Annotated in this window: 13 protein-coding genes; all 13 read right to left on the bottom strand. The window is 59.6% G+C overall.

The window, feature by feature from the left end; translation table 11 throughout:
• Window positions 1-1,385: FAD-binding oxidoreductase (locus tag P7F28_RS28350; protein ID WP_277188172.1), on the bottom strand; the 1,385-nt coding region annotated here is incomplete at its 3' end.
• Between the two features lie 23 nt (window positions 1,386-1,408).
• Entirely contained in the window at window positions 1,409-2,482 is a 1,074-nt protein-coding gene (locus P7F28_RS28345) for an ABC transporter ATP-binding protein (protein ID WP_277188171.1), read from the bottom strand.
• Window positions 2,483-2,511: 29 nt separating this feature from the next.
• Window positions 2,512-3,309, bottom strand: a complete 798-nt coding sequence (locus P7F28_RS28340; RefSeq protein WP_277188170.1) for an ABC transporter permease — start codon at window positions 3,307-3,309, stop codon at window positions 2,512-2,514.
• Window positions 3,306-4,166: an ABC transporter permease subunit gene (locus P7F28_RS28335; protein WP_277188169.1), complete on the bottom strand. Its 861-nt coding sequence runs from the start codon at window positions 4,164-4,166 to the stop codon at window positions 3,306-3,308. Before P7F28_RS28335 ends, P7F28_RS28340 begins: the two co-directional genes overlap by 4 nt.
• 9 nt (window positions 4,167-4,175) lie before the next feature.
• The gene (locus P7F28_RS28330; protein ID WP_277188168.1) at window positions 4,176-5,279 is read right to left on the bottom strand and encodes an ABC transporter substrate-binding protein; all 1,104 of its coding nucleotides are present in this window, start codon (window positions 5,277-5,279) and stop codon (window positions 4,176-4,178) included.
• A 161-nt stretch (window positions 5,280-5,440) separates the two neighbouring features.
• Window positions 5,441-6,349 (bottom strand): SMP-30/gluconolactonase/LRE family protein, encoded by a 909-nt coding sequence (locus tag P7F28_RS28325; RefSeq protein WP_370467424.1) that lies wholly within the window; start codon window positions 6,347-6,349, stop codon window positions 5,441-5,443.
• A gap of 51 nt (window positions 6,350-6,400) precedes the next feature.
• Complete coding sequence (locus tag P7F28_RS28320) at window positions 6,401-7,144, bottom strand: FCD domain-containing protein (RefSeq protein WP_277188167.1); 744 nt, start codon at window positions 7,142-7,144, stop codon at window positions 6,401-6,403.
• Between the two features lie 36 nt (window positions 7,145-7,180).
• Window positions 7,181-8,131 (bottom strand): 3-hydroxyacyl-CoA dehydrogenase, encoded by a 951-nt coding sequence (locus P7F28_RS28315; protein ID WP_277188166.1) that lies wholly within the window; start codon window positions 8,129-8,131, stop codon window positions 7,181-7,183.
• Between the two features lie 46 nt (window positions 8,132-8,177).
• Window positions 8,178-9,212, bottom strand: a complete 1,035-nt coding sequence (locus tag P7F28_RS28310; protein ID WP_277188165.1) for an ABC transporter permease — start codon at window positions 9,210-9,212, stop codon at window positions 8,178-8,180.
• Window positions 9,213-9,215: 3 nt separating this feature from the next.
• Window positions 9,216-10,754 carry a sugar ABC transporter ATP-binding protein gene (locus tag P7F28_RS28305; RefSeq protein WP_277188164.1) on the bottom strand — a complete coding sequence of 513 codons (1,539 nt, stop codon included), beginning with the start codon at window positions 10,752-10,754 and terminating at the stop codon, window positions 9,216-9,218.
• Window positions 10,755-10,756: 2 nt separating this feature from the next.
• A complete protein-coding gene (locus P7F28_RS28300; RefSeq protein ID WP_277188163.1) occupies window positions 10,757-11,992 on the bottom strand; it encodes a substrate-binding domain-containing protein in 1,236 nt (411 codons plus the stop codon).
• 1,002 nt (window positions 11,993-12,994) lie between these two features.
• Complete coding sequence (locus P7F28_RS28295; protein WP_277188162.1) at window positions 12,995-13,963, bottom strand: ParB/RepB/Spo0J family partition protein; 969 nt, start codon at window positions 13,961-13,963, stop codon at window positions 12,995-12,997.
• Complete coding sequence (locus P7F28_RS28290) at window positions 13,960-15,168, bottom strand: ParA family protein (protein ID WP_277188161.1); 1,209 nt, start codon at window positions 15,166-15,168, stop codon at window positions 13,960-13,962. Before P7F28_RS28290 ends, P7F28_RS28295 begins: the two co-directional genes overlap by 4 nt.
• Window positions 15,169-15,362 lie beyond the last annotated feature (194 nt).

The raw sequence follows: 15,362 nt of genomic DNA, 5'->3' as shown, positions 1-15,362 counted from the left end.
ATCAGCTTCCCCGGATTCAACAAACCCAGCGGATCCAACGCCGCCTTGATCGCGCGCATTGCTGCGATATCGCTTTCGCTGCGGCTGCTGGAAAGGAAATCGCGCTTCTTCACGCCGATTCCATGCTCCGCCGAGATCGAGCCTTGAAACTCGCGTGTCACGTCGTAGATCACGCGATCGACTTCGTCATGATCGTGTTTGCCCATGCCCGGCACGTCCACCACGATATGAATATTGCCATCGCCCAAATGGCCGTAAGTCAGGACCATCGCATTCGGCCAGCGCGCACGGAGCGCCGCTTCGCAGCGTTGCGCGGCCTCGCCCACTTGCGCGATGGAAAAGCTCACGTCGTACGCCGCGTGATTCGGGATAAAGCGGTTGTACTCGCCGGGCGCATCGCGGATGGCCCAAAAGTCGCGCGCGTGCGCTTCGCTCGATGCGATCGCGGCATCGCTGACCGTGCCCGCTTCGAGCATCGCGCCGAGAAATTCCTCGAAGGCTTCGTTATGGCGCGCGGGGTCGGTGCCGACGCTTTCCAGCAGCACGTAGAACGGATGCGCATCGTTCAGCGGCGCGCGCAGCGTCTTCAGATTGGCGATGACGGCATCGTGATAACCCGCCCACATCACCTCGAACGCCGATACCCCCGGCGCGAGTCCCGCCTGCGCGCGCGTGAGCAAGGTGGTGACTGCATCGAACGATAGCAAGCCGCACCAGGCGGTCGCGGTTGCAGTCGGCTTCGGACGCAGCCGCAGCACGGCGCGCGTGATGACCGCGAGCGTGCCTTCGCTGCCGATCAGAAGATGGCGCAGGTCGTAGCCGCTATTGTTCTTGATCATCTTGTTCAGCCCGCCGATGACTTCGCCGCTCGCCAGCACGGCTTCGACGCCAAGCACCTGATCGCGCATCATCCCGTACTTGATGACGCGGTTGCCGCCCGCATTCGTCGCCAGATTTCCGCCGATGGCACAGCTTCCGCGCGCGCCGAGATCGAGCGGAAAGTAAAAGCCCGCCGCGCTCGCCGATTCCTGCACGGTTTGCAGCGCCACGCCTGCTTCCACGGTCATGGTGCCCGAGACTTCATCGATTTCGACGATGCGATTCATGCGCTCAAGACTCAGCGCGACTTCGCCTTCCCGCAGATTTGCGCCGCCGACGAGTCCGGTCAGGCCGCCTTGCGTGACGATCGGCTGGTTGTATCGCGTGCAGATTTGCAGGGCGCGCGCGACTTCTTCGGTGTTGCGTGGACGTAGGAGTGCCACGGGAGTCGCACCGGCTAGGCCGCTCCAGTCCGTTACGCGGCGATCGCCGAATGTTTCAGGCAAGGCGACGACTTCCGCGCCGAGCGCCTCGCCTAGTGCTTTAATGACTTCGTTCGTGTTCATGTGCTGCTGTCTCCGTGATGGGTCTACGCACGCGGTACCTCGTCCAGCACCAGCAAATTATCGTGCGAGAAGCCCAGCGCAACAGTTTGCCCGCGTTCCGGCAGCTTGCGGCCCGGATCGTTGAACACATCGAGGGATACGACCGCGCGGTTCACGCGTGCCCGGATGCGCACCACCGCGCCGAGAAAGCTGATCTCCTCGACCGTCGCCGCCAGTGTATTGCGTCCGGCTGCCGGCGCTTCGAGCATGATCGCTTCGGGACGTACGGCGAGCGTGCGCTCCTTGCCCGCATCGTCCGATGACAACGGACGTGATGTCACGATCTCCTGTCCTTCCATCGCAATGCGGCCGGTTGCGGCATCGATCACGCGTCCGGACAGGATATTGAGCGTGCCGACGAAGGACGCAACGAATCGCGTGCGCGGAAAATTATAGATATCGAGCGGTGTTCCGACTTGCTCCACGCGTCCGTCATTCATCACGACAATGCGGTCGGAAATTGATAAGGCTTCCTCTTGATCGTGCGTAACGAAGATCGACGTAATGCCGAGTTCGCGTTGCAACGCGCGGATATCTTCCCGCAAGGACACGCGGATTTTTGCATCGAGCGCGGAGAGCGGTTCGTCGAGCAACAAGACCTGCGGCTTGTTCGCCAGCGCGCGCGCCAATGCCACGCGCTGTTGTTGTCCGCCCGATAACTGCCACGGATATCGCTGCGCGAGATGCGGCAGTTTGATGAGTTCGAGCATTTCGGCCACGCGCTTGTCCATCTCTTTCTGCGAGCGCTTCGCCACCTTCAGCGCAAAGCCGATGTTCTGCGCCACTGTCATGTTCGGAAACAGCGCATATGCCTGAAACACCATGCCGACCACACGATCACGCGTGCGCAAATGCGTGACGTCGCGCCCGTCGAGACGAATCGTGCCGCGCGTGGGCGTCTCGAATCCAGCGATCATGCGCAGCACCGTCGTCTTGCCGCAACCCGAAGGCCCCAGAAACGTGATGAATTCGCCACGCTCGATCTTCATATCGAAGTGATGCACGGCCACGCCCGCGCCGAACGTCTTGTGCAGATTGTCGATTTCGAGAAAGGCCATGCGTGGCGACCCCATCGTTTAAGGCTTGTTCAAGGTTTTTGTGCGGCCATCGCGCGCGCCGATCCGAATACCTGGATCAGTCCCATCGATGCCCACGTCACCGCGAACGCGATAATCGCCAATGCCGATGGTTCGTACGCGCGGTTCGCGCCGATCAATTGCAAGTACGGCCCGAACGCGGGACGATCGAGCAAACTCGCTAGCGTAAACTCGCCGATCACGACGGCGAAGGTCAGAAACGCGCCCGACAGAATGCCAGAGCGCACGTTCGGAAAGATCACGCGAAAGAGGATCGTCGTCCAGCCTGCGCCGAGACATTCGGCGGCTTCGGTGAGCGAGCGAACATCGACGGCGCGCATGCCAGCATCGACGGCGCGGTACATGTAGGGCAGCGACAGCGTGACGTAGCCGAACACGAGCAACAGATCGGTCGCGCGCTCGTTGCCGGTGAACGGCACAATCGAACTGCTGCTGTAAATGCGCAGATAGCCAAAAACGATCACAATCGCCGGGATCACCAGCGGCAACAACGTGATGAACTCGACCACGGGCCGCAGCTTAGGCAATCGCAATTGCACCCAGTATGCAGTCGGCACCACAAGCAACACGCCGATCACGATAGTTAGCACACCCATCAAAACCGAATAGCCGAACGAGGCCTGAAAATGCGGGTCGCCAAGCACGACGCGGTAGGCGTCGAAGCTGTACGTATCGCGCCGCATGCGCAGACTGAATTCGAAGGTCGCGGCAAGTGGCAGCAGAAAGTACAGTGTGCCGACGATCATCGCGATCCACGCGCCTGCGCGTGATTGGCTTCGCGTATTCATCGGCGTCCCCTTTCGGCGCGCGCGCGCAACCAGATATAGCCGCCATTCGACAAGCCCGTCACGACGATCATGCCAAGCGCGAGCGCGTATCCAAGATTCTGGTTATGCAGCACATCGCCGCGAATCTGCGCGAACAGCAGAATAGGCACGATATTCAGCGAACTGCCCGTCAGCGCGTAGGCCGTCGCGACCGCACCGAAGGCATTCGCGAACAACAAGAGCGCCGCGCCCAGCAGACTCGGCCACAGCACCGGCAATCCGACATAACGCCAGTACTGCGAAGCAGTTCCGCCGAGGCAATCGCATGCTTCGCGCCATTCGCGTTTCAGGCCATCGAGCGCGGGCGTGATGATGAGCACCATCAACGGAATCTGGAAATACAGGTACGTCAGCGTCAATCCGAAGAAGCTGAGAATGCTGAAGCCGGTGGAATAGAGATTGAAGTCGAGGTATTTTCGCGCGAGCACGGTTACGAGTCCGACGCGCCCGAGCGTGCAGATAAACGCGAACGCGAGCGGCACGCCCGCGAAGTTGGAAGCGACACCGGAGAAGGTCATTAGCGTGGGGCGAATCCATGCCGGCAATCGGCCATGCACGGCCGCCCACGCAAGCATCGCGCCGAGCACTGCACCGCCCGCCGATGAAGCAAGACTCACCTTCACGCTGATCCAGTAGGCATCGAGCACGGCAGGCTGAAACAGCTCGCGGATATTCGTCAGCGTGAAATGGCCTTGTGCGTCCTGAAACGCGCCGATCATCAAGAACGCTGTAGGCAAGAGCAAAAACAGCAACGCGAACGCGAAGAACGGCAGCACGCCGAGATAGGTGGACCAGCGCGCGCCGTCGCTCGTGCTCATGCTTATCACTTACTTCACGTTTGCACCGACAACCTTATCCCACTCTTTGGTCACGACATCCTTGGTGGCGTTTTGTTGATCGAGCGTCGGAAAAACTGCCTTGCTATAAGCCGATGCAGGCGGCAATTTCGCAAGCAGCGCCGGCGGCACTTTCTTCTGCGCGACGAGTTCGTTATAGCGAATCGGATGGCAATATCCCGCGAGCCAGCCAAGCTGACCTTCGTCGGAATAGAGATATTCCATCCAGAGTTTCGCGGCATTCGGATGCGGTGCAAACGCGCTGATCGCCTGAACATAGACGCCCGCAACCACGCCCGTTTTCGGCACGATCACCTGAACTTTCGGATTGCCTTTGAGCGTATCGCGATCGGCGAGTGCGTTGTAATCCCAGCGTATGACGATCGGCGTCGTGCCCTGCGCCAGCGATGCAGCCTTGCCGATCACCGGCACAAAGTTGCCGCTCTTGTTCAGATCGGCATAGAACTTGAGCCCGGCCTGATCAGCTTTCGATGCATCGCCCTTGCTTTGCGAGAGGCCCGCCGCGTAGACGGCCTGAATGGCCTGATTGGCTGAGCGCGGATCGCCTGCGAGCGAGACCGCATTGCGATAGTCGGATTTGAGCAAATCGCCCCAATCCGCAGGCACTTTATCGATCATGTCGGCGTTGACTTCGAAGGCAAGCACGCCGTAGTAATCGCCGTACCAATAGCCTTCGGCATCTTTCGATTCAGCGGGAATCGAATTCCATGTCGATACTTTGTACGGCTGCAACAAGCGGTCTTTCTTCGCAGACGGACCGAAGGACAAGCCGACATCGATCACGTCCGGCGCTTGCGGGCCTTTGTTGCCCTTATTGGCTTTGATGGCTTCGATCTCATCGCCCGAACCGGCGTCGGGATTGAGTTCGTTGATGTGGATGCCGTATTTCTTCTGGAAGCCGGCAATCACTTCGCCGTAGCCGCACCAGTCGTGCGGCAGCGCGATGGTGGTCAACTGCCCTTCCTGTTTGGCCGCCGCGACCAGCGCGTCCGATGGTGCGGCGCAAGCTTGCGTCAATGCGCCGACAGTCAGTCCGGTTACTGCGGAAATCGAGAGAACGCGCTTCATCGTCATTGCTTTTCCAGGAAGGAAGGGATTGCGTTGAAGAGATCCGCCGACTGCCGCTGAAGGCTAAATTCAAATACTCAAATTTGCAAGCCGCCAATAAGCACCGCCAGAACACATCGTATGTTCTGGCGGTTTCGCGCTGATTGATGTCGCGTTGCCGAAAGCGCTTACGGCGTTTGAATACCGCGCGTATTCAGATAAACGGCAAACAGCGTGGACGTGGCCGCAATAAACAAGCGATTGCGCCGCGCACCGCCGAAGGTCACATTCGCGACCGTCTCGGGCGTCAGAATCTTGCCGATTAGTTTGCCGGTGGAATCGTAGCAATGCACGCCGTCGCCCGCGCCGACCCACAGATTGCCGTCTTCGTCGAGACGAAAGCCGTCCGGCACGCCCGGATCGATATCGGCGAATACGCGGCCGTTTTGCAGTTGGCCTTCAGCCGTCACATCGAACACGCGGATATGATGCGGCGCATCCGGCGAATGCGAGCGGCCCGAATCGGCAATGTAGAGCTGCTTTTCGTCGGCGGAAAACGCGAGACCGTTAGGCTTGACGAAATCATCCGCGACGCGCGTGACTTCTTTCGTGCGCGGATCGATTCGATACACATGGCAGCCGCCAATCTCGCTTTCGGCTTTATATCCTTCGTAATCCGTAAGAATGCCGTATGGCGGATCGGTGAACCAGATGCTGCCATCCGAGCGGACCACGACATCGTTCGGGGAATTGAGGCGCTTGCCGCCCACGCTGTCCGCCAGCACCGTAATGCTGCCGTCCGGTTCGGTACGCGTGACGCGACGGTTGCCGTGCTCGCAACTGACGAGCCGACCTTCGCGATCGCGCGTGTTGCCGTTCGAAAATCCCGAAGGATAACGAAACACGCTGACGTTGCCCGACTCCTCTTCCCAACGCAGCATGCGGTTATTCGGAATATCGCTGAAAACCAGATAGCGTCCGTCGGCGAAGTAGACCGGGCCTTCGGCCCAGCGCATGCCGGTGTGCAGCGTTTCCATGCCGCATACGGGAATGATGTAGCGCGCGAATCGTTCGTCGAGGGCTTCGAAATACGGCATCGTCGTCTCCATTGTTTTTGTGTTGCCTTATGTTGACTTACATTCGACGCATCATTCCTTTTGCGATGACGCCTTCGGCTGGCGGCGGCGAATGTCCCAGTAATATGTTTCCACATCGGTCAGATGGCGGCGCATTTCGGCTTCGGCACGGTCGGGATCGCGCGCGGCGATGGCATCGAAAATACGCCGATGGCAGTTGATGGCGGCGCCGAGCGCATCGTCGTGTTGAAGCGACGTGTAGCGCTGATCCTGCAACACGCTCAACACACTGCGATACAGCGCGTTGATCAGCGGATTGTGCGACAGGCTCGCGATGCCGAAGTGAAACGCGTCATCCGTCGTAGCGAATGCGCTCTTGTCGTTTTCGGTGGCTTCGTTTTCATGCAGCAGATTTTCCAGTTGCTTCAGGTCTTCGTCCGACGACCAGCGGCACGCTTCGCGCGCCAGCGCCACTTCCACAAATAGACGCGTCTGCTGAAACTGCTGCATGCCGTGCGGTGTCGATGCAAACAGCAGCGCCGCACCCGACAGATGTTCGAGCAACTCCATCGGGTCCGGTTCGACCACGCGCGAACGCTCGCCCGCGCTCACCGAAATCAGCCCTTTTTTGTTGAGCCAAAGCAGCGCTTCGCGCACCGCCGGACGTCCCACGCCGAAGCGGTCCATCAGTTCGCGTTCGGATGGCAGCGGGTCGCCGACGCCCACTTCGCCCGAGAGAATCATCGCCTCGAGATGTTGCGCGACCTGATCGAAAAGACGCTGACGCTTGATGATCGGCGGGGGCGAATTAGACATGGGGACGGTCCGTTTTTATCTGCAAAACGTGCAATGCTACACGCTCCGCTCTTCGCTCATGATGCGCCGTTTCGCGGCGACGAGCGCGGCCAGCACACGGTCGCGCCAGGCGCGTCGCGCGGGCAGCGCATCGGCGGCGGTGAAGGTTCGGCGTTGCATTTCGACTTCCGCGACCAGCGCCTCGCTCCATTCGCGCGGGTCGGCCTGCTCTTTCGCCAGGCCGTGATACATCGGCCCGAGATTGCGGCAATATTCGGCCACGCCCTGTTGCGCGTTCAGATCGATAGTTTCGAACGGACCCATAAAGAACCAGCGCAAACCGAGTCCATCGGCGACGGCTTTATCGACATCCGCGGCGCTGCACAGGCCGTCTTCGACGAGACGAAAGGCTTCGCCCAGCATCGCGCTTTGCAGGCGATTGACGACGAAGCCGTTGATCTCGCGCGCAAGGCGAATCGGCGATTGACCGATGCGCTCCATCAACGCCGCCGCACGTTCGAGCACCTCCGGATCGGTCCACGGCGCGGGCACCAACTCGACCAGCGGAATCAGATGCGGCGGGTTGATCGGATGCACGACAAGACAGCGCGCGCGATTCTTCAGATGATCCGTGAACGAAGACGCGGGCAAGCCCGAAGTCGAACTGGCGAGAATGGTTTCCGGCGCGGCGATGGCATCGAGTTTTTCGTACAGTTCGCGCTTGATCGCGAGACGTTCGGGTGCGCTTTCCTGCACATAATCCGCGCCTGCCAGCGCTTCTTCCAGCAACGCACACGGACGAAGGCGCGCAACGATGGTGTCCACATCGTCATCGCTGCCGAGGCCTGCTTTTACGAGGCTTTCGCTGCCGCTGCGGACGAACGCCAGCGCTTGCTCGACGGCGGCAGGCGAGGCATCCCAGACGGCCACGTCGAAGCCCGCACGCGCGAACACCAGCGCCCACGACGAACCGACCACTCCGCATCCGACGACCGCAATTCGTGTCATGTAACTCACTCCATTATTTGAATGTTCTGTTGCTTCGGCATGCTGATCAGTTGACGGCTTTGACAGCGGCCTTGCGTCGGCGGATCGCGGCATACACGGACAGTGCGACTGCGACGATCAGAATGCCGCCGTTGAAGAAATATTCGACGTAGAACGGTGCGCCCAATTGCTGAACGCCCGAAAACGAAAACGCGACGATCAGAATGGCCAGCACGGTGCCGCCGACATTCACGCGCCCCGGACGTATCGATGTCGCGCCGAGCAGTGATCCGGCGAATGCGGGCAGCAGATATTCCGCGCCGACCGACGGCGTGCCCGATCGCAGGATGCTTCCGAGCAGCACGCCCGCGATTGCGCATAACAATCCCGATGCTGCGAATGCGCCGCCGATGTATCGGCCAGTTCGTAATCCTGATAATTCTGCCGCGCGTGCATTCGAGCCGATTACGTAGAGACTGCGCCCGATCGGCAAGCGTTCGAGCACGATCCACAGCACGATTGCGACAATAGCCACGAACACTGCCGGCAAGGGCACATAGCCGATGATCTGCGAGAGATTCGTATAACCATCGGGCAAGTCGAAGCCCGCGATCTGCTGCCCGCCCGTGTACCAGTTCGACACGCCGTAAAGCAGGGAGCCCATGCCCATCGTCGCGATAAACGAATCGATCTTGAAGCGCGTGACCAGCACGCCGTTGATGGATCCGACGATCAGCCCGATCGCGATTACCAGCGCCGCCGCGACCGGCCACGGCAAATGCGCATTCACCTGCAAGCCGACCACGAGCACTTGCGCCATGCCGACGTGGTATCCGACCGACAGATCGAATCGGCCAGTGGCGAGCGGCAGCATCACCGCGAAGGCGAGCAGCGCGGTGACCGACTGACTCGTCAGCAGATTGCCGATATTGCCGCTCGACAGAAACGTGGCGGGCCGCAGCGCGAAGAACACCGCGAGCACGAGCACGAAGACGAAGGCGAGTCCGTAGGTTGCGACGATATCCGCGAACTGCTTGCGCGGCGGACGCGCGCCCGGCCGCGACGGCGCGTCCGAAGGAGTGTGAGTGCTGGTTCCGTTCATACGCTATCCGATTGATTGAGCAAGATTCGACGATGCGCCGCCTTCGTGCTGACTCATCGACGAGGCCGCGATCAGCGCGTCCATCGACAAGGCAGCGCCGCCGACTTCCGACACCACGCGTCCGCGATCGATGACGAGCGCGCGGTCCGCGACCGCCGCGACTTCTTCCAGATCCGACGATACGACGATCACCGCCGCGCCTTCGGCCGCCGCCGCGCGCAGCATTTGATGAATCGCGAGCTTCGCGCCGATATCGACGCCCGCCGTCGGTTCTTCGAGAATCACCACGCGGGCGCGCGCTTCGAGCCAGCGCGCGAGCACGACCTTTTGCTGATTGCCGCCCGAAAGCCAGTCGATCAGCGAAGTAGGATTGCGCGGACGGACATCGAACTGATCGAGTCTTGCGCGCACGGTGTCGCGTTCGGCGGCGGGACGCTGCGCTTGCCAGATGGTGCGTCGCGCGAGCAGCGGATTGGGGAACAGGTTTTCGCCGAGCGTCATGCCGGGAAACGTGCTTTCGCGCATGCGGTCGCCCGCGAGCAAGACGATGCCCGCCTGAATGCGTTCGCGGATGTCGTCCTTCGCGGGCAGCGCGCGGCCATCGAGCAATACGCGGCCGGATTCGGCCTGCAATGCGCCGAAGATCGCGCGCCCCGCCGCTTCCTGACCGCCGCCGCGCAAGCCGACGAGTCCGAGCACTTCGCCGGGACTGGCATCGAAGGTCAGCGGGCCGCGTCCTTCCACCATCAACGATTCGACGCGCAACACGGGCGCGGCGCGCGTCGTATCGGTCCGGTCGCTTTCGATGTGATGGAACGCGCGCCCGAGCATCTGCTCGACGAGCTTTTCGACGCGCGTGTCGGCAATCGGCGTCGTATGAACGTGGCGGCCATCGCGAAATACGGTGACGCGATCGGCCAGGCCAAACAACTCGTTCAGCCGATGCGACACGTAAATGATGCTCGTGCCCGCATCGCGCAGACGACGGACGGCATCGAACAGGCGCTGTGCGTCGGCTTCGGGCAGCGCGGCGGTCGGCTCGTCCAGCACCAGCGCGCGCGGCTTGCCCGCCAGACTGCGAACGATGCCGAGGATCGCTTTCTCCGCGAGACTGAGCGTGACGACCAGGCGCTCGGGATCGGGCGGCTCGATATCCATCGCGGCGTACAGGCGCGTGGCCTGCCGCATGGTTTCGGGCCAGTCGATCAGGCCGCCCTTCTTCGGATAGCCCGCGATCAGCGCGATATTTTCGCCGACCGTAAGGTCATCGACGAGCGCGAGGTCCTGATGCACGAAGGCGATCGGCAGCGCGTCCACGGCGGGATCGACGGGTGCGCCGTCGAGCAGGAAATCGCCGCCATCGGCCTGATAGACGCCCGCGAGAATCTTGATGAAGGTGGATTTTCCCGCGCCGTTCTCACCGATCAGCGCGTGAATTTCACCGCGTCGCAATTCGAACGACGCGGCGTCCAGCGCGAGCGCGCCGAAGAAACGCTTCGTGACGCCGCGCGCGACGAGCAGGTCGGGCGTGCCCGCGTTCATCGTCAGTTCCCCGCGCCGCAGGCGGTCTGCGTGCCCTTCCAGATGTTCTGGTAGTGACAGGCGAAGCCGTTGCTCGGAATGAACTCGTTGTTCTTGCCGCCTTCCTGATCGGCGTTTTCCTTGGTGACGAGATAAGTGGGTTGGACGAACTTGGACGGTTCCTGGCCGGCCATCGCGCGCACGATCGAATCGACTGCCTGATAGCCGAACAGCGTGCTCGGCTCGGGCACGGTCGCCACTTCGTATTCGCCCTTGCGGATCATGTCGTACGCGGACGGCGGGCCGTCGGAGCCGACCAGTTTCACTTCGTCCGGCTTCACGCCCGATGCGCGCAGCGCCGACGCCACGTACGGATAGAAGTTGTCGCAGCACGTCGTGCCCCACCAGCCTTTACCCTGATTGGCGACGATGCCCGACATCACGGACGGAATGCGGCGGGTTTGATCGGCAATCGGAATGTTGACCATATCGACGAACTTGCAGCCCGTGCACGACTTGATCGGATCGGTCGCGGCCTGCGCCTTGAAGCGCGCGATGGCGAAGCTGTTATCGAGGAAATGCAGTTGTTTGGCCGTGCCGTTGGACTGCGCGATCACGTACGCCGCCTGCGTCTCGCCGATTTCCGCCGGGTTCGACGTGATGTTGTTGAAGAGACCGAGCTTCGGATCGGGACCGGGAAACGCCGCCGCGTGAATGCCGATGACGGGAATGTTCTGCGCGATGGCTTGCTTGATCGGCACTTGCAATGCGCTTGCATCCGCCGAGGTGACGATCGCGGCGGGCTTCAGGGATACGGCCTGCTGCATCGCGGCGAGCGTGCCGGTGACGGTGCCCTGCCCGTTCAGCGTAACGGCTTTCCATCCGAGCGATTTGGCGGCTTCATCGACACCGCGGCCCCAATTGACGAAAGATACATAAGACTGGTCCGCCGATACGTACACGATGGTTTGCGGCGTGGTCAGCGCTTTCGGACCGGTCGTCGGGCCTTTCCATGCAGTTTGCGCCTGCGTGCGTTCCTTCACGATGGCTTTGGCTTCATCGACTGTGATCGACTTGCGGATCTGCGGTTGCGGCCACGCGTCGAAAGGTGTCGCGCGAGTTTCGGCCAGCGCGATGTTTGCACTGAAGCATGTCGTTGCGGCCAGGCCGAGTGCTGCGATTGCGCGTGTGAATCGGCTTGTGCGCCGGGTTTGAGCGAGCGCCGTCCGGCGCATCCATTTCTGTTCGATGTCACCCACGTTTTTGTCTCCACCAGGTTTTACGCCCGGAACGGCTTGTTCTTCGCTTAAGGCAGCCGCTAGCGTTCAACTAGGATGACAGGTTGATATGTTGACAGGTGATGCGGGGATTCCCCTATGTAGTTAAAGTCGGACGTTCCGGACCTTAATGACCGTTAGTTGCATTGAATTTTGGTTTCGCTCGTTATTTTCGTGCTGATCCTATGGGGCCGCGCAGCTCGCTCACTGGTCTTGCGGTGGTGAGTTTCCTTTAGCCGACTGTCAATCACACTGTATGGATGGCACTTGAATATTGAATTGAACAGTGTCCGCACTATCGATTGCTTATTGATTAGCGGCGATTTCCGAATGCTCGGAAGTAAGCGTGTTCAAGAAATCAAAGATGATGCGATTGGCGGCTTGAAATTAGCCTTGGTCGGCCTTACCGCCGGCCAGCGGTGCATTACGCGTTCGTAGATAGCGGGTTACACCGAAGCGGATCTTAATCACGACTCTCGCGCGGCCACGTTCTTATCGAACACGGGATGCACAGCATCCACGCCCGCTGTCTCTATGCGGCTTCGCAAACCGTGTGTCTGATTTGGCCCCACGGACTTATCCGCGCGCTCAAAGACTGACGAGCAATCGACGATGTATCGCGCATTACGCGAAGCGTTTCATTTGAGATTACTCGTAGGCGCGTACGTCTTTGGGGACCGCACGCCAGCTCTTTTCCCGTTATGAAGAAGCTTTTTTCTTGATAAGCGTGAAACATCGCCCCTCAACTGACCATTATTGGACAAGAAAGTTATTAAAAATAAAGGGTTAGCGCGTTTAGTTAACCTCGTCTGAATGTTTCACGGTAAGCAGAGACATACGAACACTCAGTGTGTGCCACTTTCCGTATCAGCGCGCACAAAAACTTAAGGCCCGTGTCCCAACTCGGGACACGGGCCTCAAGCTCCACCGATCAACGATCCAACAACGATCACCGATAGTGTCCCAAGTCGGGACACTCACACATCAAGCATCGCCAGTGAACAGCTGCGCAATCAACTCACGAATTTGTTTCTCACGCTCAACCGTCAACGCGCCAGTTTTGATCTTGACTGTAAGACCGACGGAATCCTTGGTAATCGATCCCGCCTGCGTGCCCTTCGAAAAAAATTTATCGATGGTGCGATCGCCGAGCGCTGCCGATTCCCCGCTTGCTTCCAAAGCAGTTTTAATCGATTTCGCAAGCTTTGACTGTTCGAGTTCGCCGGCGATCACTTTCCCCCAGAGACTCTTCGCCTTTTCCAGCGAAGCCTCGTCGCAGTCGCGAAGCGTTGAAACCACCGCTTCGGCAGCCGTGGCTCCAAGAAGTCGCGGTTGCACGTCGAGATCCTTCACAAAAAAATCCGGCAAATCGCCGAATGACAGATAACGATATAGCTCCGACCGCGAAATCCCCAACGCCTCCGCCATCCGTTTTCTATTCGGAAATTCACGCTCGGTCTGCCGGATCGACCGGGAAATCTCGTAGTCGCATAAATCTTCGCGCGCCACATTCTCGACTAGCGCGAGCATCGCCATTTCTTCATCGGACAGATCGACAACCAACGCTTTGATCGTCGATTTCCCGATCATCTTATGAGCACGCCACCGTCGCTCGCCGGCCACGATCTGAAGTCCCGATGCGACGCGTCGAACCACGATGGGCTGCACCAGCCCCGCTTCCCTAATCGATTCGGCTAGTTGCGAGAGCTTCGCGTCGTTGAAAATCTGCCGAGGCTGCCATGGATTCGGCGTAATTTCCGCAACCGCCACCTCGAGCGACGGCCCGGCTTTCTCAAGCTGAGCAATCCGCTGCTGAGCGACGGCAAGCGCTCCTGCCATGCCCGGCGCAGTTCGAGGATTGCCCGATTTTTCCTGCTGCGGATCCAGTTGAATATCTTTGGCCGCGCGGACTTCAGCGGTCTTGCTCATCATCCGATCACGAAGACTGCTCATTGACCCGCCCTCCATTGCGCGACGAATTGATCATCGATCCATTTGCAGTAATCCACCATCGGCTGCTTCACACGCGCCAGCGTTTTGGCGACCGTCTCTGCGCGCGAGAGATCGAATACGGTCGAGAACGCGAGCGCGCCGTTACTCATCACGGAACTCGCCGGAATCTCAGTCGTATGCAGCCAATCACCATATGCGCGCTGCGACCACGACCTGACAACCGGCGCGGATGAGGTCGTCCCGTAATCAACACGTGACAGCAAGACGGAAACAAAGTCGTACGACTTATCGACCTCGTGCTCGACAAAGCCATTTGCGACTTCTGCGAAAAGCGACCAAAACGACACCGACGAGATGAAGTCGAGACTTTCCGGCACGAGTGGCATAACCATCGCATCGGCCGCCATCAAACCATTCAGCGTGAGATAGGAAAGGGAAGGGGCCGTATCAAGAATAATGTAGTCGTACTCTTCGCGCAGCGGTTCGATGCCGTTGCGCAGAACCGACCAAAACTCAAATCCGGGATTGGTCTTTTGCGCGGCGGGCAGATGAAACTCGGCATCGTGAAGATAGTTATGCGCGGGTATCACATCGAGACCGTCCCAATACGTGCTTTGCACCATCGGCCGAATGCCGCCCTCGATCGACGCATCGTATATATAGGGAAGCACGGTGTCTTCCCACGTCACGTCTTTCTCGGCATAAAGACCGCACAGTTCGGATAGCGACGCCTGAGGATCAAGATCGATCATCAATACCTTGCGGCCGCGCAGACTGAGACCTTGTCCGATACACATGGATGTCGTCGTTTTGCACGAGCCGCCTTTGAAGTTGGCGGTAATCAAAACCCGGCCGCGATGCTCCCGCGTTCCAGTAACCAACGGCGTTTGATAGATATCGGAGACTTGCTGCACCCAGGTCCGCGCATCTTGTAACGTAAACGTGCGAGCGCGGCCTGAACCCTGGACATCGCCCGGCGGCAGTTCCGTGCCTTCCTTCGTGGCGAGATAGTTGATCTTCTGCCGATCGATTCCGCACATCTCGGCGAGTTCGCCAATGGTGTAAACCGGGGCGGTTTTACGAGGTCTCGGCGCGAGAATCTGATCCCGCAACTCGTTAGTCATCACTGACAAACGCTCTGCAAACTCTCCAAGATTGGAAAGTTTCACTCTGCGATTAATACCGGGCAGTTCGCTCAAGTTCATCTATTAGCTTCCTTCTGGATACACGGTGAGGTGATTTCTCCACGCTCACCGACATTTCTCCGGTTTCACTGCAATTCACTATCGAACCGTAGAATACCCGGATGAATGAATAAAGGCTACGTAAAGGCTTCGAGCTTACTAGTCCGTCGAAAAAACTGCTTTAACATCATAGAGTTAGCAATAACGAAAAGCGT

This window comes from Caballeronia sp. BR00000012568055, assembly GCF_029439455.1.
Classification (GTDB): Bacteria; Pseudomonadota; Gammaproteobacteria; order Burkholderiales; family Burkholderiaceae; genus Caballeronia.
Note: the sequence above shows the minus strand (reverse complement) of the source record. Positions and strands in the feature narration are given on the sequence as shown.